At 67.2% G+C, this 20257-nt stretch carries 17 protein-coding genes; 7 read left to right on the plus strand and 10 right to left on the minus strand.

The genetic code is table 11. The features are described from left to right. Positions 1-41 precede the first annotated feature (41 nt). Positions 42-2021, minus strand: coding sequence for a S9 family peptidase (locus tag HDC96_RS08445; RefSeq protein ID WP_257018616.1), 1980 nt, complete (start codon positions 2019-2021; stop codon positions 42-44). Between the two features lie 177 nt (positions 2022-2198). Continuing rightward, a complete protein-coding gene (locus HDC96_RS08450; protein ID WP_179459514.1) occupies positions 2199-2834 on the minus strand; it encodes a LysE family transporter in 636 nt (211 codons plus the stop codon). Positions 2835-2968: 134 nt separating this feature from the next. Here HDC96_RS08450 and HDC96_RS08455 point away from each other — a divergent pair, with 134 nt between their 5' ends. The 4 genes from HDC96_RS08455 (at position 2969) to HDC96_RS08470 (ending at position 8871) form a co-directional block, all read left to right on the plus strand. Next, on the plus strand, positions 2969-3874 hold the full coding sequence (locus tag HDC96_RS08455; protein ID WP_176990085.1) for a LysR family transcriptional regulator ArgP: 906 nt from the start codon (positions 2969-2971) through the stop codon (positions 3872-3874). An 80-nt stretch (positions 3875-3954) separates the two neighbouring features. Further along, positions 3955-4539, plus strand: a complete 585-nt coding sequence (locus tag HDC96_RS08460; RefSeq protein WP_179459515.1) for a hypothetical protein — start codon at positions 3955-3957, stop codon at positions 4537-4539. Between the two features lie 152 nt (positions 4540-4691). Next, positions 4692-6389 (plus strand): malate dehydrogenase (quinone), encoded by a 1698-nt coding sequence (mqo, locus tag HDC96_RS08465; RefSeq protein WP_179459516.1) that lies wholly within the window; start codon positions 4692-4694, stop codon positions 6387-6389. A 283-nt stretch (positions 6390-6672) separates the two neighbouring features. Beyond that, complete coding sequence (locus HDC96_RS08470) at positions 6673-8871, plus strand: TonB-dependent siderophore receptor (RefSeq protein WP_179459517.1); 2199 nt, start codon at positions 6673-6675, stop codon at positions 8869-8871. A 187-nt stretch (positions 8872-9058) separates the two neighbouring features. Here HDC96_RS08470 and HDC96_RS08475 read toward each other — a convergent pair whose 3' ends face one another. The 5 genes from HDC96_RS08475 to HDC96_RS08495 all read right to left on the minus strand — a co-directional run bounded on the left by HDC96_RS08475 (position 9059) and on the right by HDC96_RS08495 (position 13290). Further along, the gene (locus HDC96_RS08475) at positions 9059-10285 is read right to left on the minus strand and encodes an MFS transporter (RefSeq protein ID WP_179459660.1); all 1227 of its coding nucleotides are present in this window, start codon (positions 10283-10285) and stop codon (positions 9059-9061) included. A gap of 215 nt (positions 10286-10500) precedes the next feature. Further along, complete coding sequence (locus tag HDC96_RS08480; protein ID WP_179459518.1) at positions 10501-11178, minus strand: methyltransferase domain-containing protein; 678 nt, start codon at positions 11176-11178, stop codon at positions 10501-10503. Between the two features lie 120 nt (positions 11179-11298). After that, entirely contained in the window at positions 11299-12111 is an 813-nt protein-coding gene (locus HDC96_RS08485) for a DNA-formamidopyrimidine glycosylase family protein (RefSeq protein ID WP_179459519.1), read from the minus strand. Beyond that, entirely contained in the window at positions 12104-12844 is a 741-nt protein-coding gene (locus HDC96_RS08490) for a DUF72 domain-containing protein (RefSeq protein ID WP_179459520.1), read from the minus strand. The genes HDC96_RS08485 and HDC96_RS08490 overlap by 8 nt, the downstream gene beginning before the upstream one ends. Positions 12845-12855: 11 nt before the next feature. Then, entirely contained in the window at positions 12856-13290 is a 435-nt protein-coding gene (locus HDC96_RS08495; protein WP_176990092.1) for a pyridoxamine 5'-phosphate oxidase family protein, read from the minus strand. Between the two features lie 175 nt (positions 13291-13465). Between HDC96_RS08495 and HDC96_RS08500 the strand changes: the two genes are divergently transcribed. Further along, on the plus strand, positions 13466-13780 hold the full coding sequence (locus tag HDC96_RS08500) for a metalloregulator ArsR/SmtB family transcription factor (protein ID WP_016922200.1): 315 nt from the start codon (positions 13466-13468) through the stop codon (positions 13778-13780). A 48-nt stretch (positions 13781-13828) separates the two neighbouring features. Then, positions 13829-15283, plus strand: coding sequence for a DUF2867 domain-containing protein (locus HDC96_RS08505; protein WP_343203002.1), 1455 nt, complete (start codon positions 13829-13831; stop codon positions 15281-15283). On the opposite strand, the gene HDC96_RS08510 is transcribed toward HDC96_RS08505, so the two are convergent. From HDC96_RS08510 to HDC96_RS08520, 3 genes are all read right to left on the minus strand, one after another. Continuing rightward, positions 15228-16169: an alpha/beta hydrolase-fold protein gene (locus tag HDC96_RS08510; protein ID WP_179459522.1), complete on the minus strand. Its 942-nt coding sequence runs from the start codon at positions 16167-16169 to the stop codon at positions 15228-15230. The two genes, HDC96_RS08505 and HDC96_RS08510, sit on opposite strands and share 56 nt — an antisense overlap. 18 nt (positions 16170-16187) lie before the next feature. Continuing rightward, a complete protein-coding gene (locus HDC96_RS08515; protein ID WP_343203003.1) occupies positions 16188-17381 on the minus strand; it encodes a metallophosphoesterase in 1194 nt (397 codons plus the stop codon). Between the two features lie 116 nt (positions 17382-17497). After that, positions 17498-17959 (minus strand): DUF1801 domain-containing protein, encoded by a 462-nt coding sequence (locus tag HDC96_RS08520; RefSeq protein ID WP_179459523.1) that lies wholly within the window; start codon positions 17957-17959, stop codon positions 17498-17500. Between the two features lie 223 nt (positions 17960-18182). Between HDC96_RS08520 and HDC96_RS08525 the strand changes: the two genes are divergently transcribed. After that, positions 18183-20228: a TonB-dependent receptor gene (locus HDC96_RS08525; protein WP_179459524.1), complete on the plus strand. Its 2046-nt coding sequence runs from the start codon at positions 18183-18185 to the stop codon at positions 20226-20228. Positions 20229-20257 lie beyond the last annotated feature (29 nt).

Raw genomic sequence — 20257 nt, forward strand, 5'->3', positions numbered from 1 at the left:
CACCTTGCGATGCCGTTCTCGTTTCGCGCCTTGCCTGGCGCCTAGCGCTTGGCCGGCTCGGCCGCTGCAGCAGCAGCGGTGCTGCCGCCCAGGCTGCGCGACAGGAAGGCCAGCAGCCTGGTGTAGTACTCGCGGCGATGCGGGTCGGTGTAGAAGCCATGGCCTTCGGTGGGGTAGTACAGCGTCTCCACCGGCACGCCGGCCTTCTTCAATGCCGCTTCCATCCGCCGGGTGTGCAGGATCGGCGCGCGCTCATCTTCGCCACCGGCGGCCAGGAATACCGGCACTTTGATCCGCTCGGCCAGGTTCACCGGCGATACCGCCGCCAGTGCCGTGCGGTCGCCCACCCATTCCCTGAGATAGGTCTCGCCCGAGCCACGGCGCTGGATGTCGCCGGTGGTGTACATGATCGGCAGGTCATAGACCCCGACATAGCCGGCCGCACACGCGTACAGCGACGGCTCCTTGGCCACGCCCATCAAGGCCGCATAGCCGCCATAGCTCGCACCATACATGCAGATCTTCGCGCCATCGGCGATGCCTTCGGCTACCGCCCAGCGGGTGGCGTCGGTCAGGTCGTCCTGCATGGCGCCGCCCCATTCCCGGCTGCCGGCATTGGCATGGGCCCGGCCGAAGTTGGACGAGCCCCGGAAGTTGACCTGCAGCACCGCATAACCGGCGGCGGCCAGCAGCTGGCTGTCCATGTCATAGGCGCCGTCGTCGTACACGAAGAAGGGCCCCCCATGCGGCATGACGACCATCGGCAGGCGCTTGCCCTCGCTGCCCCTGGGACGGGTAACGAACCCGTGCAGCGGCATCCCGTCGCGGGCCTTCAGCGCGATCGGCTGCACCACGGCCGTGGTGTCCGGATCCACCCACTGGCTGCGGCTCACCACCAGATCGGCCTTCTTGGCCTGCGTATCGAACACGTAGAAGTCGCCGGGATTGCTCCCCGACCAGACCTGCACCATCGCCAGCCTGCCGTCGCGCGAGGACGAGGTAATGAACACCGCTTGGCCGCTGAAGGCCTGCTCCAGGCTGCGCTGCAGGCGGGCATCGGCCGAAGTCTCATCGATGAAGCGGGTGCGCGGCGTGTCGCCCAGGTACAGCGCGCCGATCGGGATCGAGGTCCCGCGCCGGTAGATCACCCTGGCCGGGTCGACCACCGCGTCGCGCAGCAGTTCGCGGCGCTCGTCGGTCGCCGGGTTCCACGACACGATCGTGTCCGGGCCACTGGGCTGCTCGACCAGCAGATAGGCCAGCCTGCCATCCTCGGAGAAGCCCAGCGCCCGCTCGATCCGTTGGCTGACGCCTTGATCGTTGATCATTTTCCAGGCTGCCCCGGCGCCGTCGCGGTAGTACAGCTTGTTGACGTTGTCACTGGCGGCGCCGTCGGCGAAACGCACTTCCCCCTTGCCATCGGCGACGAAATCAGCCCGCTGCACCGGCGCGCGTGCCACCGTCGTGCGCTGGCCGCTGTTGACGTCCAGGCGCTCGGCCGAGGTGAACGGATCGACCGAGAACGGCATCACCTTGACCAGCACGCGGCGGTCCTGGTCGGGCAACGCATCGATCATGAAGGCCGCCACCGCTTCGACCTTCTTCGGCTGGATGCGCGTGCCCGGGCCGCGGCTCTGCACGCGGTAGCCGATCAGCAGCTCGCCCCGCCCGCCGTCGGCATTGATACCGAACAGTTCGCCGGTCGGCTGCGGCTCGTCCAGCGAGCCGAACTTCTCCGCCAACCCGATCAGGACGCGCTGGTCGTTGACCCAATCGAAGTCATTGGCGTGGTTGTTCTTGGGCGGAACGAACGAGCCGATCAGCTTGCCGTCCTCGCGCCGCATGATCGCCAGCCCGGTGCGGTCCTCCATCGGAATGGTGGCCGCATAGAACGCGCCGGTCGGCGAGATCTTGATGTCCGTAAACGTATCCCGGCGCAGATAGTGCTCCAGGTCCACCGCACCGGCCTGGCCCGTCATGGCCAACAGCGCGGTCATTCCCCACACGCATGCACGCTTCATCCTTCCCCCCTGCTCCACTGGACATCGTGTCCGGAAGGGCGATTCTAGGCGCAAGCTCGGCGGGTCAACCAGCGGCGTTTTCCTACCGCCGGGCAGGAAAAAGGAGCCTGTCGCGTCCGCCAAAAAAAATGGCACCGCGAACGGTGCCATCTCCAGGGCCTGCATCGAGGAGAGAGTTCAATGCATGCCGCGGAACGCGAGGCTGAGCGCCAGGATCGACAGGATCACCGCGATGGTGCCGTCGAGGATGCGCCAGGTTTTGGGCTTGGTGAACAACGGGGCCAGCAGGCGTGCGCCCAGGCCCTGGGCGGTGAGCCACAGGCAGCTGGCGGTGAACACGCCGGCGGCGAAGGCCATACGTGCGTTGCCGAAGTTCTCGGCGATGCCACCGATGACCATCATGTCCAGCCAGAAGTGCGGGTTGATCAGCGAGAACCCGACCGCCGATATCAGCACCGCGCGGCGCGAGGTGCTGTCGCCGTCGTCCACGTGCATGCCGCCGCCACCGGCCAGCGCGCGTCGCGCCGACTGCCAGGCATACCAGGCCAGGAAGGCGACACCGCCCCACAGCACCACCGTGGTAAGCCACGGCACCGCCTGGGTCAGCGTGCGCAGGCCGGCCACGCTGGCGAAGATGAAGATGCCATCGATGGCGGCACACGTGGCCACCACCGGAATGATGTGCTTGCGCAGGATGCCCTGGCGCAGGATGAACGCACTCTGCGCGCCGACCACCGCGAACAGGCCGATGCCGGTTGCGGCACCACTGAGCCACGCGCTCAGACCGGCGCCGCCGGAAAGGATCGAAAACATGGGATACCACCTGTGTCTTGCTGGGGGGCGGTGCCTCGCCAAGGCGTACAGCACCGGATGGCGCATATTGTCGCGCCGCAACATTAAAAAGTAGAGCTAAACTTACTTAACCATCTTTAGCAGAACTTAAGATCATGCGCATCGACCATGCCCAGCTCCGTGCCCTGGCCGCCGTGATCCGCGAAGGCAGCTTCGAGCGTGCCGCGCAGTCGCTCAATGTCACCGCCTCGGCGGTCTCCCAGCGGGTCAAGGCGCTGGAGGACCGGGTCGGCCGCCTGCTGGTCAAGCGCTCGTCCCCGGCGGTGGCCACCACCGAGGGCCAGGTGCTGGTCCAGCTGGCCGAGCAGACCGCCCTGCTCGAGCACGATGCCCTGCACCGGATGGGCATCGCCGATGAGGACCTGCCCCACGCCAGCATCCCGGTGGCGGTGAACCATGACAGCCTGGAAACCTGGTTCCCCGAGGCCGCCCTGCAGTTCGCACGGCAGACCGGCACCACGCTGGACCTGCGCTCGGAAGACCAGGACCACACCGTGGCCCTGCTCCGCCAGGGCGCCGTGCTGGGCGCGGTGACCACGCTGGACGAGCCGGTGCAGGGCTGCCAGATCCACGCATTGGGCAGCATCCGCTATGCGGCCACCTGCACCCCGGCCTTCCATGAGCAGTACTTCGCCAAGGGCGTCAACGCGCAGTCGCTGGCCCAGGCGCCGGTGCTGGTGTTCAACCGCAAGGACGACATGCAGGCCCGGTTCGCCCGCCGCCTGGCCGGCAACGACCTGCCGCTGACCGCGCCGACCTGGTGGATTCCCTCCACCCGCGCGTTCGTCCAGGCCAACCTCGGCGGGCTGGGCTGGACCATGAACCCGCTGCCGCTGGTCAAGCGCCATCTCGATGCCGGCCGGCTGGTGCACATGAAACAGCGCGCCTGGGAAGACGTGCCGCTGTACTGGCAGCACTGGAAGGGCGACGTGCAGACGATGGCGCTGCTGACCCGCGCGGTACTGGCGGCCTCGGCGACACTGGTGCGGCGGAAGCGGTAAAGCGGCGGCCCAGCCCGGCTCTACACAGGCCAGCGACCCCGCCCGGTGCAGGATCGGCCCATCCAGCCGTGGGGGTCTCGATGGACAGCGATCCGGTCTACCTGCACATCCGGGTGGTGCTCAGCATCATCCTCGGCCTGAGCATCACCACCCTGCTGCGTGGCCTGGCGGGCATCATCGAGCACCCGAAACGCCGCGGCTGGTCGTGGATCCACCTGTGCTGGGTGGTCTGGGCGCTGATCTCGGTGGTGACCTTCTGGTGGTGGGAGTTCCGCCTGGGGCAGGTGCGGCAGTGGACCTTCGAGCTGTATCTGTTCGTGATCGCCTACTGCGCCGCCTGGTACATGCTCTGCGTCCTGCTGTTTCCCGACGACGTGCGCGAGTTCGGCAGCTATGAGAATTACCTGCTGCAACGGCGCGGCGGCTTCTTCGGGATGCTGGCGCTGGTCACCCTGCTCGATCTGATCGATACCGCCATCAAGGGCCACAGCCGCTGGCAGATGCTCGGCGACGCCTACTGGGTCCACACGGTGGTGATGCTGGCGATCGCCGGGCTAGGCATCGTCCTGCGCCAGCGCCGCGCCCACCTGGCACTGGCCCTGATAGCGCTGATCTATCAAGCCAGCTATTTCCTTCTTGAATACTTCACCTTGGCCAGCGACTGACCCGGCGCGGCACACCCACCGGATGCTGCGTTGCACCAAATCCGTACCGGAAAGGGCTAAAATCGCCTCCAAGGTACCGCTGTGACGCCCGTCTTCACGGGCGTTCCCGGCAGCGGCGGCATCCTTCCCATGTCTCCCTACCTGAGATCCCCATGAAAAAACTAGCGAAGGTCGTCCTCGGCCTGCTCGTGGTGTTGCTGTTGGCAGCGGCACTGTTCCTGTACTGGCCGCTGCATCAGCGTTCGGTCCCGGCTGCCGGCAACGACAAGCCGGTCGACGTCGTCCTGGTCGGCGGCGGCATCATGAGCATCACGCTCGCCACCTTCCTGCAGGAGCTGCAACCGGACTGGAACATCCAGGTCTATGAGCGCCTGGACGGGGTCGCACTGGAAAGTTCGGACGGCTGGAACAACGCCGGTACCGGCCATTCCGCGTTCGCCGAGCTGAACTACACCCCGGAACTGCCCGATGGCAGCATCGAGACCAAACGTGCGGTCGGCATCGCCGAGCAGTTCGAGATCTCGCGCCAGTTCTGGTCGCACCAGGTCCGCGAAGGCCGCCTGAGCCAGCCCAGCGACTTCATCAATCCGACCCCGCACATGAGCTTCGTCTGGGGCGATGAGAACATCGCCTACCTGCACAAGCGCCAGCAGGCGCTGGTCAAGAACCCGCCGTTCTACGGCATGCAGTACTCCGAGGACGCCGCGCAGATCAAGCAGTGGGCACCGCTGCTGATGGAAGGCCGCGACCCGAAGCAGAAGGTCGCCGCGACCTGGATGCCGCTGGGCACCGACGTGAACTTCGGGGTGATCACCCGCCAGCTCACCGCCGGCCTGCAACGCAGCCCGAACTTCACGCTGCACCTCAACCATGAAGTGCGCGCCCTGCGCCAGAACGACGACAAGAGCTGGAACGTCACGGTCAAGGACCTGGCCTCGGACACCGAATCCACCCTCAAGTCGCGCTTCGTCTTCATCGGTGCCGGTGGCGCCGCGCTCAAGCTGCTGCAGCTGTCGGGCATTCCGGAATCGAAGAACTACGCCGGTTTCCCGGTGGGGGGCCAGTTCCTGGCCTTCCAGTCGCCGGCGATCGCCGGGCGTCATTCGGTGAAGGCCTATGGCATGGCCGAAACCGGCTCGCCGCCGATGTCGGTGCCGCACCTGGATGCGCGCAAGCTGGATGGCAAGCCGGTGGTGCTGTTCGGGCCGTTCGCGCTGTACAGCACCAAATTCCTCAAGCATGGCTCGTGGTTCGACCTGTATTCCTCGGTCAACCACAACAACGTGGCCGGCATGATGGACGTGGGCCTGGATAACCTGGACCTGGTGAAGTACCTGATGGGCCAGGCGCGCCTGAACGATGACGACCGCCAGGCCGAGCTGGTCAAGTACTACCCGAACGCCAAGCGTGAGGACTGGAAACTGGTCACCGCCGGCCAGCGCGTGCAGATCATCAAGAATGACCCGGAAAAGGGCCCGATCCTGCAGTTCGGTACCGAGATCGTGACCGATCAGGACCACACCCTGGCCGCCCTGCTCGGCGCCTCGCCGGGCGCCTCGACCTCGCCGCCGATCATGCTCGACCTGCTCAAGAAGGCCTTCCCCGAGCAGATGGCCGCGGGCTGGGAAGCACGCCTGAAGGAAATCGTGCCTTCGTATGGCCGCAAGCTCAACGACAGTCCCACGCTGACCAACGAGATCCGCCGCCTGACCAGCGAGACGCTGAAGCTGCCCTACCTGGACGTGCCGCGGGAAGGCGCGACCAGCCCGGCGGTGATGCTGACCCCGCCGCCGGCCGCCAAGCCGGCCGAGGCCAAGCGCAACGCCAACGAAGAACTGCAGGCACTGTAAGCCTGCACCGGCGGGGCCTGCGGGTCCTCGCCACGGTTTCCCTCCGGCCACCCTCGCGGTGGCCGGTTGCGTTTTGGGGGTCTCCCGCGCCCGGTCGCCTCCTACGCCGGCGCGCCGTTTTGTTCAAGAATTGTAAAGCGACTGAGAACGATTTACATTTACGCACCGCAGGCTGCCCCACACCCTGCCCTTTCCCAGGATGGATCTGCCCCGTGCCTGGCGCCTGTGCGCCGGTGTTGCCTGCCTGTTGCCCTCATTCCTTACTGCCCGTCCAGAGACCCCCATGTCCCTCCGCGCCCACCCGCTCCGTTCCCGCCGTGCCCCGCTGGCCCTGGCCCTGCTTTCCGCCCTGTCGCTGACCGCTCCGCAGGCCTTCGCCGACGCGCTGGCCGACGCCAGCGGCAGTGCCGATGCCAAGACCCTGGACAAAGTCAGCGTGGTCGGTGCACGCGCGATGCCCTCGAGCACCACGCGTCTGCCGATCAGCCTGCAGGAAACCCCGCAGTCGGCGACCTCGATCGGCCTGCAGCGGCTGCAGGACGAATCGTTGTTCAGCATCAACGACGTGATGCGCAACGTCACCGGCGTCAGCGTCTCCTTCTATGACACCCAGCGCCCGCTGTACTACGCGCGCGGCTTTGCCATCACCGATTTCCAGGTGGACGGCATCCCCACCTACAGCGGCTCGACCAACCAGGAATACGACACCGCCTTCTACGATCGCGTTGAAGTGATCCGCGGCGCCAACGGCCTGCTGAGCGGGGCCGGCGTGCCGTCGGCCACGGTCAACCTGCTGCGCAAGCGACCGGGCAAGGAATTCGATGCCTCCTTCGCAGTGAGCGCCGGCAGCTGGGACTACCAGCGCATGGAAGCCGATGTCACCGCGCCGCTGACTGCCGATGGCCGGTTCCGCAGCCGCGTGGTCGCCGCCTACACCGACCGTGATCTGTACTACGACCGTTACCACGAGAACAAGATGGCCGGCATGGCCGTGCTGGAAGGCGACCTGACCGACAGCACCACGCTGACCGTGGGTTACCAGACCCAGGACAACAATCCGGTCGGTTCGACCTGGGGCACCGTGCCCTTCTTCGACAGCCAGGGCAACTTCGCGCACCTGCCGCGCTCGACCAACGTCGCTCCGAAGTGGAGCTACTGGCAGCGCGAGACCAGCACCGCGTTCGCGAACCTGGAACAGCGCTTCGGCGAGAACTGGCTGCTGAAGATCAACACCGCCTACACCCAGGGCAACGTGCAGAACGTGCGCGTGTACGGCAGCGGCTACCCCGATCCTGCCACCGGCGCGGGCATTTTCCTGCGCACCGCCGCCGGCGATTCGGAAGACACCCGTCGCAACGTCGATGCCTATCTGAGTGGCACCTTCACCCTGTTCGGCCGCGAACACGACCTGACCGTGGGCGGCCAGTGGGCGGATATCGAGGGCACCACGAACACCATCGCGCTGCGCTACCCCACCGACTGGGCACGGTGCGGAACCGAGCGCTGCTACTACATCCCGGACATCCGCGCGTGGGATGGCGACATCTCCGAGGTGACCTACTCGCGTACCGGCGCACGCCGCGTCGCCAAGACCACGCAGAGCGGCGTCTACGTGGCCACCCGCCTGCGCCTCGCCGATCCGCTGGCCTTGATTGCCGGCGCGCGCCTGAGCCGCTGGGAAACGTTGACCCGTGCCTACAACGCGGCCGGTGCATACACCGGCACCAGCGGCGCCTACAAAGTGACCGATGAAGTCACGCCCTATGTGGGCCTGGTGTACGACATCACCCCGCAGGTAGCCGCCTATGCCAGCTACACCGAAATCTTCAACCCGCAGAACTACAAGGACCGCAACGAAAACCTGCTGGCGCCGGTGGAAGGTTCCAATCTGGAAGCAGGCATCAAGTCGCAGTGGTTCGACGGTCGCCTGACCGCCAACGCGGCGGTGTTCGAGGCCAAGCAGGACAACTACGCGGTACTCGATACGAGCGTGCCGGAGCGCTCGCTCAGCGATGGCAGCTCGGCCTACATCGGCATCAACGGCACCAAGGCACGCGGCTGGGAAGTGGACGTCAACGGCGAGATCCTGCCGGGCTGGACGGTGAATGCCGGCTTCACCCACGTCAAGGTGACCCGCGCGGCCACCGATCTGCTGTACGCCAACCCGGCCGAAGATCTGCTGCAGCTCAACACCCAGGTGCGGCTGCGCGGCGCGCTGGAGCGCCTGAGCGTGGGCGCGGGCGTGCAGTGGCAGAGCAAGGTGCAGGGCTACAACATCCCCTATCCGCTCGGCGGCACGGTGACGGTGAACCAGCCGGCCTACGCGCTGGTGCAGTTCAATGCCAACTACCGCATCAGCGACAGCTGGACGGCCACCCTCAGCGTGCGCAACGCGCTGGACAAGACCTACTGGGCCAACCTGGATTACAACAACTACGGCGAACCGCGCTTCGTCGCGTTGAGCCTGCGCTGGAAGTACTGAGGCCTGACGACATCGCGGTGTTGAACGAACGGGTCGCCTTCGGGCGGCCCGTTCTTTTTCCCGCCCACCGCACACAGGTAGTGCCGGCCGCTGGCCGGCTCCTCGAGGATTCCGACATCGCGCAGAGCCGGCCAGCGGCCGGCACTACCTTCTCAACACGCTGCGTGGCGCCGGCCAGCGGCCGGCACTACCGGGGCCGCGTCTCGCGCAGCGTCCACATCACCGGCAGCACCAGCACCGCGACCACCGCGATCATCGCGCCGGGCGCGGACGACCAGCCGGTATGCCGCACCAGCAGCTCGGCCAGCAACGGCGTTGCTCCACCGAAGAACGCGGTCGCCATGGTGACGCCCAGCGCCAGGCCACTGAGCCGCCCTTCGCCCGGGAACTGCTCGGCCGTGGCGGGGGCCGCCACCGCGCTCACGCCACCCGCGAGGCAGGCCAGCACCACCGCCGCCAGGCCGATCGCCACGGTACTGCCGCCGGCCATCACCGAGAACATCGTCAGCGGCAGCAGGGCCGACAGCAAAGCCAATGCGATCAACACCGGACGGCGCCCGACCCGGTCCGACAACGCACCGGCCAGCGGGGTCACGACGATCACCGCCACCGCCGCGACGGTGGACAGCCACAGCGCTTCCGATTCACCGACCTGGCCGGCCGAGCCCAGGAACGCGGGCACATAGGTGATGCCGACGTAATAGGTGATCGAGCCCAACGCGGAGATCGCGAACGTGCGTGCAATGGCGGGCTTGTGGTGGCGCCAGGTATCGCGGATCGGCGACGCCGGCACGGTGCCTTCGGCCTGCTGCCGCTCGAACTCGGGCGACTCGTGCATGGTCGAGCGTGCCAGCAGGATCGCACCGGCCAGTGCCGCCCCGACGAAGAACGGAATGCGCCAGCCCCAGCCATCCAGCTGCGCCGTACTGAGCAGCGCGACCGTCAGCGCCGACAGCGCGACCGCGAGCAATGCCCCTACTTCGCTCGCGGCCGAGGCCAGCGAGGTCACCAGCCCGCGACGGCGCACCGGCGCGGTTTCCAGCAGATACGCGACCACGCCCGTGTACTCGCCGCCCACCGAGAACGCCATCAGGCAGCGCAGCAGCAGCAACAGCACACCGGCAGCGGCACCGATGCTCTCGAAGGTGGGCAGCAGGGCGGTGGCGAGCATCGCCACGGTCATCAGCAGCATCGAGGCCAGCAGCATGTAGCGTCGACCGAAGCGGTCGCCGAGATGGCCGAACACCAGGGCCCCCAACGGACGCATCAGGTACGAGACCGCGAACCCAGCGAGCGTGGCCAGCAGTGCATTCTCGCCACCGCCGAAAAACACGCGGGACAGTACCGTGGCCAGGTACAGGTAGAGCGTGAAGTCGTACCACTCCACCACCGTCGACAGGCCGGCGATGATCATCGAGCGCGTACGTGGGCGCGTCCCGGACGCGGTGGGCGCCGGGCTCAAGCGAGCTTCCTGTGGACGCGCAGGCCGTCGCGGAGCGACAGCGGAAGAAATCGCATCGGGCTACTCCCGGCCGCCTCGGCCGCATCTGGACGGCGACAGCCTACGACAGCCGATCTGCACGCCGCGTCACGGGAGCGCGGCGTTGTCGCAACGCGCCCTGCCCGCGCTCAGGCCACAGCCACCGGTCGGACCGCACCCCGCCGATAGCTCAGCAACCGGCCATTGCCCGGCGCATTGCCCTCATCCTCGAACAGCCCCAGTTCTTCGGTCACGTCAAAGCCCTGCAGGGCCATGCCGCGCGAGAACGACCCGACGTTGCCGCGGCCGGGGTCGGTGATCAGCAGCTCGGCATCAGGCTTGGCATGCCGCAGCATCATTGCCGCGACCTGATGGGCATGCCCCCGCTCGTAGAGGATGTCACTGCCGATGATCAGGTCGAAGCGGCCGAGTGAGCCATCGGGGACTTCCCAGGGAAGGTCGCGATAGCTGACGGCGGGAAGGTTGTTGAGCCCCGCGTTGTAGGCCAGGAACGATTCGGCCAGGGGATGGTGATCGGTCGCAACAACGTCCGCCCCGCGATGCGCGAGCACCAGGCTGGACAGGCCCAGCCCGCAGCCCAGCTCGAGGATGCGTTTACCGGCCACGTCGAAGTGGCTCATGGTGTCGGCCAATGCGCGGCCGGCCGGCCAGATCTGGCCGAACAGGCTCCACAGCGAAGAATGGATGCCGGCGCGCTCGGCACGCCCGGTGGGATCGGAGAACTGCTGCAGGTCGCTGAGCGCGCGGATGCGGAAGTCGTGGCCGCCGACCGGGATGGTGAGGATGCGGGTGGTATAGCCCGGCATGTGCGCTCCGTGGGACACGGGAGCCTTCATTCCGGGATCGGCATGAAGGGCTCGGAGAAAGGAGCGGGGGCGATCAGGTGTCGATCGCGCAGGACGTGCGCAAGCACGTGTGACCCCATCCTACGCCATGCGTACAGACCTGGCTGAACGCCTCGGCGCCGCCTTGCGTGGCGTCGAAGTGGCCTTGCGCACGGCGGGCACGGCGCCGTAGCGCACCTGGCAGACCGGGCAGAAGAACGTCCGCCGCCGGGTCGTGCCCGGGTAGGTCTTGCTGAGCGGGCCACCGCAGTGGGGACAGCTGCGTTTGGTGTGGACCAGCCAGTGCTGGCGCAGCACGAACTGCCGTTTCCACTCCAGGAAGTCGAAACTGTACTGCCGCGCCTGTTTGATGACCTCGCCGAGCTTGCGCGGTGGCAGCGCGCCCACCGTGGATTCGGGATGCACACGCGTGCGGAACAGCACCTCGTTCTTGATGATGTTGCCCACGCCGGCAAAGATGTCCTGGTCCAGCAGCGCGTCGCAGATCAACGTCTCCGGCTGCTGCTTGAGTTTACGTCGCGCCAGTGTCGGATCCCACGCCGGATCCATTACATCGCCGCGCCAATCGTAGGTGTCCGCCAGCGCACCTTCGATGTACTTCGCCGACGAGGCATAGATGTTGAGCTCGCCGTTGTCGAACTGCAGCGACACCCGCGGTGGCGACGGCTTGCGCTCATCGATGCGGTAGCTGCCGAACATCAGCATGTGCACGCGCAGGCTGAAGCCGCGGAACTCGATCAGGAAGTGCTTGCCCCAGCTGCGCAGCGCGACCACGCGGCGGCCTTCCATGCGGGTGAGGTCGAGCGAGCTGTTGCCGGTGGCCAGCCGCACGGTCTTGCCGCGGAACTTGGCGGCCGCTTCGCGCAGGATGACGATGGAAGGACCTTCAGGCATGCGTGGTTATCTCCTTCAGGCGCAGGGCATTGGCGATCGCAAAGCCGTGGGCGGTGTTGTCGAAGATCACCCACGGTGCCTGCGCCTGCCCGGGCTGCTGCACGACCTCTGCCGCCAGAGAGGCCAATGCGGCATCGGGGTAGTCGCTGTAGTACATGCGCGGCGAACCGTGCCAGCGCCAGTAGTGCCCGCCCTGCGCGCCGCCCGGCAGCGCGGCGGCGGCAACGCGCGCCGGATCCACCGCGGCCCGGGAAATCGCGTGGCGCTGCAGCAGCGCATCGGCCTGCGTGCTGAACCAACTGGCATGGCGGGGCTCGCAGACCACAGGCACCGGGGTGCGTCGACGCAGCGCGCGGAAAAAGCTTCCGGCGCGGCGCATGTCCAGTGCCAGCGATGGCGGCAACTGCAGCAGCAGGGCGCCCAACGTACGCCCCAGTCCACCCACCTCGTCCAGGAAGCGGTCCAACAGTGGACCCACGCCGACCAGTCCGGAATCGTGCGAGATGGTCCGCGGCAGCTTTACCGAGAAGCGAAAGTTGGCCGGTACGGTGGCCGCCCAGCGCGCGTAGGTCGCGCGTTGGTGCGGCCGGTAGAACGAGGAGTTGATCTCCACCACGTCAAAGCGCGTGGCATAGCGCGCCAACAGGCTGTCGCCGGGCCCGAAGTGCGTGGCGTAGCGGCTGGGGATGGACCAGCCGGCACACCCGATCTTCGGTATACGCGACGCGGCCATGCGTGCCTCCTTCAGCGCAGGATTTCGCCCTGGTCTTCCCCATCCCAGTAATGGATGCGCGCCGCAGCCACCTGGATCAGAACCAGCCCAGGGCTATCCACCCCCTGCGCGAACCAGCGCTCCAGATCTTTCACCCAATGCTGCTGCATCACCGCCTTGTCGCGGATCAGGGTCGCCCTGCCCTGCACCGCCACGAACAGCGGCGGCTTGCCCAGCAGCGACTTGCTGCCGGTGAAGCTCAGCGCGACCTTCGGGTCGTGCGTGATCTCGCGGACCATGTCGGTGTCTTCGGTGGTGAAGAACCAGCTGTCGCCGTCGTAGTCCACATCACCGTTGTTGCTCATCGGCCGCGCCGCGATCTCGCCGCTGTCGGCATGGGTCTGCAGCATGGTGAAGTCGATGTTGGCCATCTTCTTGGCCAGTTCGGGCAGTGTCAGCGTGGTCATGGCGGATCCGGGTTGGGGTCAGGCTGCCAGCGTCGGCCGATGGCAGTGACCGTGCCGTGGAGGGTCGCTGTCCTGGCCTTCACGCCGTGCCGGGGCGTCGTCCCGACCGCGCAGGCGCTTGACAGGCGCCCGCCAACGGAACACCATCAGTTAACGAATTAGTTAATTACCACCCATGGACCGCATCTTCGAAGCCCTCGCCTCCACCGCACGCCGGCAGATCCTGGCCTACCTCAATGGCGGCGAGTTGAGCGCGGGCGAGCTGGGCGAGCGCTTCGATTTCAGCAAGCCGGCGCTGTCCAGCCACCTGCGCATCCTGGAAGACGCCGGGCTCATCGAGCGCGAGAAGCGCGGCCAGTTCGTGTACTTCCGGCAGGTGCCCGACACGCTGGCCAATACCCTGTTCGCGTGGGCCGCCGAGGTCTGTCCGGTGGGCGGCCCGCTGCAGCGTGAAAGCCGTGCCCGTGCCCGCCGCAAACCCACCGCGTGAGCTGAGCGACCCAACGACAAGGAGATCGGCATGCAGGACATCGCGCACGTGAGTCGTTCGTTTCCCAGCATCAGCCTGCCCTCCTGCGGCGATGGCAGCCCGGTCGAGGTGGCGTTGATCGCCCAGCTCGGGATCGGTGCCGGCGATGCGCTGCTGCGCGACGCGGGCCTGCGCCAGGCGCAGCATCCGTGCTTCGTTGATGCACTGGACGAACCCTCCGCGCGGCTGGGGGGCATGCACTTGGCGCACGGCGACGCGTCGTCGCTGTATTCGTTCTCGGTAGGCCGCACCGGGCATCCGTTCCATCGCCATGCCGGCCCGCGCATGTTCACCGCCATTGCCGGCAGCGGCGGCGCACAGCTGCGTTTTTCCACCGTGTCCGACGCACAACTGCAGCAGGACCCGGCCGCCTTCGTGCGCGCCCTGCGCTGCATCGACGTGCCGCCGGACTGCCTGTTCACTGTGCGCTTCGGCAGCGGTACCTGGCACCAGTTCGTGTCGCGTCATCCCCGGCACGCGGCGCTGTTCGCGCTGTCCTGCCATGCCGATGAGCGCAGTGGCGCATTGAGCGATGCGCAACGTGCACGCATCGATGCAGGCGCCGCCGACATCCCCTCATTGACCGAGACCCTGCCGCCGGCGTTGCAGCACCTGCTTGACCAGAGCGACCTGGACCAGCTTCCGCGGGTGACGCTGTCGCTGCGCGCGCCAGCCGCTTCGGTACTGGCTCGCTGGTGCGCCGGCAGCCGCAACCTGGTCGGCCGGGTGCGCAGCGGCCTGGCGCGGTTGCGCCCTACCCATGGCTACATCGGGCAGTGCGCGCCATGCGGCACGCTGGGCACGCAACCCGCAGCGCCGGCCGATTCACTGCTGCAGCAGGCGTTGCCGCAGGGCTTCGACCACCAGGATTACACCTATGTCACCCTGCCCGCCCACAGCATCGGCGGGCACTCGGCGCGTGCGCTGCTGGAAGCGGTGCTGGAGGGATTCGTCCGCAACCCACCGCCGGGCGTGGGCCGGCTGATGGCCCTGCGCAACGTACTGGTGACCCCCTTGCGGCTGCGCACCTCGTCGCTGGGCTGCCCGGTGTCCTCGCTGCTGTCCGACGGGCCCGGCGAGCGTTTCGCCGGTCGCTTCCCGGTGCATGCCCAGGCCACCGACGCCGCCGACCGCAGCGCCGAAGTCCTGCTCGGCGCCGACGACCGCCACCTGCAGTTCCGCTCGTGCGTACGCGTGCAGGTGCTGAACGATGGCGCAGTGGTGATCGCGCTGGGCACCCGGGTGCGCACGCTCAACGCGTTCGGCCGCCTCTACATGGCGGCGATCAACCGGGTGCACCGCCGCCACGTCAGCCCAGCGATGCTGCGCATGGCCGTGGCACACGCGCTGGCACCGGAACTGGCCAACGCGATATCGCTGCAGGAAACGGTGCGCACGGTCCGCATGCTCAGCCCCCGTTGTACGGTCCGGTGCCCGGGTAAACCTGCAGCAGCGCGCGGGTGAGCGTGCTGGGGTACACGGTGAGGTGGTCTTCGCCCGGCACCACGCGATTGTCTACCTGCAGCCCCTGGTAGCCGCGCTGGCGCAGGCGATCGGCGAATGCCTGCGTATCGCGCACCATGTCGTTGCGCGGGCCGTCTACGGCATCGGGCGTGGGCGTCTCTTCACTGCCGATCGCCAGCAGTACCCGTGCCGGCAGTGCGCGGTGCTGCTCCGCGTAGTCCTGTTCAAGGCGGTCGATATAGTGCCCGTCGAACCACAGCGAAGGGCTGGACAGGATGTAGGTCTGGAACATCTGCGGGCGCGTGAGCAGCACATAGGTGCCGAACAGCCCCCCGTAGGAATGCCCGGCGAAACTGCGCCGCGCCGGATCGGTACGGGAGCGCGCGTCCACCGCGGGCAACACGTGCGTGGCCAGGAAATCGCGGTAGTGCGCGGCACCACCGTAGACCACGTCGTCGCTGTAGTCATCGTCGGCACTGCGTTGCGGCTGGGTGGGCGTGTAGTCGCGCGAGCGGCTCTGCTTGGAGGTCAGCCCCTGCTGCGGCGGCAGCCCGACCAGGATGAAATCTTCCAGGTTGGCACCGCCCTGCCCCACCAGGTTGCGCACGCTGCGCACCAGCGGAAAACTGTACAGCGCGTCGGTGACGAACAGCACCGGGTAGCGCCGCTCCGGGTGCTGCGCGTAGCTGGCCGGCAGCGCCACCCAGATCGGATAGTCGCGCCCGGCCGGATCATGCACGCTCCAGCTCTCGGTATCGGGCAGGACCACGCCTGCCGCCGGCACTGCCGTCGCGGGTGTACTGCGCAGCGCATCGCCGTGCAGCGCACAGCCACCGGTGGTGGCCAGCACCATCATCGTTCCCAGCACGTTGCGCATTGCTTTCATCCGCGTTCTTCCGCCCTATCAGCGCGCAAGCGTCGCAATTCCCTGCGGGCTTGCCAAGCCGGGGCGTTCAGTTGCGGTGCGGCTGGCCGTGCCCTGGCGCAGCTTAATCAGCGTGATCTCCGACGGCACGCCGATACGTGCCGCGAAGCCCGGCCACAGTCCGGCACCGTTGCTGACATACAACGTCATGCCATCCACCTCGTAGCGGCCGGACACATAGCCGCCGTTGGCGCGCTTGACCAGCTGGTCCATGCCGACGATGTGGCCGCCATGGGTGTGGCCGGAGAGCTGCAGCGCCACGCCCTTCGCGGCATTGGCGCGCGCCTCCACCGGGCGATGGTCGAGCAGGATCACCGGCGCCTGCGGGTCTGCCCCGGCGAGCGCGGTGGCGAGGTCCGGCATGGGCAGGCCGTAACGCGCGGCCACCGGATCGGTGACGCCGGCGATGGTCAGCGTGGCGCCCTGGCGCTGGACCCGGGTGTGGCTGTTTTCCAGCACCTGCATGCCCTGCCCCCGGAACGCCTGCATCCACTCGGCGTACTGCGCGTAGTACTCGTGGTTGCCGGTGATCGCGATGACGCCATCGGGTGCCTGCAGTCTGGCCAAGGGCGCGAAGTCGTTGGCGCGGGCGCTGACAGTGCCATCGATCAGATCACCGGTGATCACCACCAGGTCCGGATGCAGGGCGTTGCTCTCGGCCACCACCTTCTCGACCCACGCACCGGTGAGCAGGCGGCTGGCGTGGATGTCGGTGAGCTGGAGCACGCGATAGCCATCGAACGCGGCCGGTAGTCCGTCGATGGCCACCTCGATCTGGCGCGGCTTGGGGACCGCCATGCCCTGCCAGATACCGTAGGGCGATAGCAGCAACGCCAGTGTTCCCGCCGCAGGGCGCAGCCACGGCGCACGCAGCATCGGCAACACGCGCCGCGCCCGCACCAGTCGCGCGATCAGCAGCAGCGCATCCAGCACAAGCACGAACACCGCACTGATCAGCAGCGTGGTGAACCCGGTCGCAAGCACCGCGATCACCGCTTTGGGAATCTCGGGCGAGGCCATGGTCCCGGCGAACTGCGCCACGATCCGGTGGTGCAGCGCCAGCGCCACCACCAGCAGGCCCAGTGCGAGCCGGACCGGACGCGGCAACCGCAACGGCCAGATCAGCCGCCATACCAGATACAACGCAAGCAAACAGCCGATCACACTCAGCACAGGCACATCCTGGAAACGTTGGGGGGGAATGGGCCGGCCGCATCGCTGCCGCCTCGCCCAGCCCTTCATCGTTGCCGAATCGCGCGGCGTGTTCCAGTGCAGGAGGTCGTGATGATTCAGGCAGAGCGCGGGCTCGCCTTCGCACGCGCTGCAGCGGCGGGGGGCTTCGCTGCCCGGTTGCGCGCGACCGCGGCGTGGATCAGTGCCTTGAATGCGGTCGCGTTGATCGTTTCGCCCTCGTGCAGATCGATGGCGCGGCGGGTGTTGCCCTCCAGGCTCGCATTGAACAGCCCCTTCGGATCGGGCAACGCCGCGCCCTTGGCGAAGGTCAGCTTCACGGCCGCTTTGTAAGTCTCGCCGGTGCACAGGATGCCGTCGTGCTCCCACACGGGCACGCCTCGCCACTTCCAGGTTTCCACCACGGCCGGATCGACCTCGTGGATCAGGCTGCGGATGCGCGCCAGGGTCTCGCCCCGCCAATCATCCAGCGACTGGATGCGCGCATCGATCTGCTGTGAGGCGGACGGCTCGCTGGCTGCGGCAGCGCGCGGGGTCGTACGGGCTTTGGGCTGGGTCATGAGGTCACCACCGATCGCCATGGGCGGCCCGGTCGGCGGCGCCCTTCGTGCGCCTTATAGACCCGATCGAAGGGCCCATCAAGCATGCGGCGCCTGCCGGAGATCAAAGGGAAGCGAACATTAATGCAATGTTATATTATTGCTTTTGTTGTCGCCCGCTCAGCGAGTGACTCCGTCCGCTCGCCCTACCCCTGTCCTCACGGCTACTGAAAGGCACAACTAGATGAGAACCAAGGCAATGGTGTCCGCCGTGCTGGCGACCCCGTGCGTCGGCGAAGCGCGCGCGCAGTCCAGCGATGCGGCAATCACCCTGGGCAGCGTGCACGTGCGGGAAGGCTCCCGTCGTCCCCTCGCCGCGAACCGCGTGCTGACCTCGGTGGATGTGATGGGCGGCGACCAGGTGCATGAGAAGAACGTCTCCAACAGCTGGGAACTGCTCGGCCAGATGCCGGGCATGCAGCTGACCGAAACCCGCCAGGGCGCGGAGTCCGGCAAGGCCACCTTCCGCGCGTTCAATGGCGAGGGCTACCTCAACGGCATCAAGATCCTGATCGACGGCATTCCCAGCAACGTCAACAGCGGCAACCAGCGCTTCATCGACATGGTGTTTCCGCTGGACATCGACTACATCGAGGTCGTGCGCGGCACCAACGACCCGCGCTACGGCCTGCACAACATCGGCGGCAACATCAACCTCGGCACCCGCCAGGGTGGCAACTACACCGATGCGCGACTCACCTACGGCAGCTACAACACCCGCGAAGCGCAGGTCGCGATCGGTCGCGAAGCGAACGGTGTCGCCCAGAACTACTTCCTGGCGTCACAGGCCTCCGATGGCTACCGCGATCATGACCGTTCGAAAAAGTACTCGCTGGGCGGCAAGTGGTTCTACAGCGGCGACGGTGACCTGTTCAACCTCGGCCTGATCGCGCGCGTGTACCACCACGAGGCCGACGAGCCCGGCTTCATGACGGCTGAAGAGTTGGCCACCGACCGCCGCGGATCGGCGCTCAAGAATGCCAACGACGCCGACGACCGCGACATGCGCCACCTCAGCACCCATCTGGATCTGCAGCTCAGCGATACGGTGCACGTCAGCAACAAGCTGTACTACAACCGTTACGAGGACGACCGGCAGGTGACGTTCACCAGTTACGTGCCCGGCAACGCGCCGCGCCAGCGCCGCCAGTGGGATGAAAAACAGACCGGCCTGCTCAGCACGCTGACCTGGGCGGCCACGCCTTCGCTGACGGTCGAAGGCGGGCTGAACGCCGAGCATCAGGACAACACCTACCGTCGCCTGCGCTACGCCCATTCCGTTCCCACCGATTTCTCGACCCCGGCGCGGATCCAGAACGATGATCGCTACACCCTGGACAACGTCGGTGCGTACGTGCAGGCCGTGTACCAGCCCACGCCTGCGTTGAAGATCGTGCCGGCCTACCGCGTCGACCGCTTCTCCGGCAGCACCCGCCTGCCCGGTGGCATCACCGCCCCGCTGCAGCGCTACGGCACCATCGAACAACCCAAGCTGAGCGTGGTCTATGCGATCACCCCCGCGCTCAACGTCTATGCCAACTGGGGCAGGACGTTCCAGGTGCTGACCGGTTCCACCGCACCGGCGTACCTCACCACCGGCCAGGACACGTTCCGGCCCTCGATCAATACCGGCAAGGAAGTGGGCATCAAGTTCACCCCGGCCGTCGGCACCGACGCGCGCCTCGCGGTGTGGCGCCAGGATGCCACCGACGAAGTCGCCAACATGCCGGCCACCGGTACCTCGGTCGGCCTGGGCCAGACCCGTCGCGAAGGCGTCGATCTGCAGTTCAGCTCGCGTCTGGGCGAGCACTGGACGCTGTGGGCCTCGCACGCGATCCAGCAGGCCAAGGTGGTCCGCGCGTTCACCACCGACGGCACCGCCCTCGCCGGCAACGAGGTCATCGCCACGCCGCGCTACATCAGCAACCTCGGGCTCGACTACCGCACCGACGAACGCTGGAGCTTCGGGCTGCAGGGCCGGATGCAGGGCGATTACTACATTGAAGAGCGCAACACGCAGGGAAAATTCGGCGCCTTCGCGGTGCTCGATGCCAGCGCGTCGTACCAGCTGTCCGAGCGGCTGAGTGTCGATGTGCAGGTCAAGAACCTGACCGGCCGCGACTACGCCTATGCGTGGTACGACACCTTCTTCTGGGGCGGCGATGACCAGCCGATGTTCTCGCCGGCACCGGGGCGCTCGGCCTACGTGTCATTGAACCTGAAGCTCTAGGGCAGCCCTGCCCTCACATCCGTTCGCCG

The sequence above is a fragment of the Stenotrophomonas sp. JAI102 genome (assembly GCF_013409105.1).
Classification (GTDB): domain Bacteria; phylum Pseudomonadota; class Gammaproteobacteria; order Xanthomonadales; family Xanthomonadaceae; genus Stenotrophomonas; species Stenotrophomonas maltophilia_AA.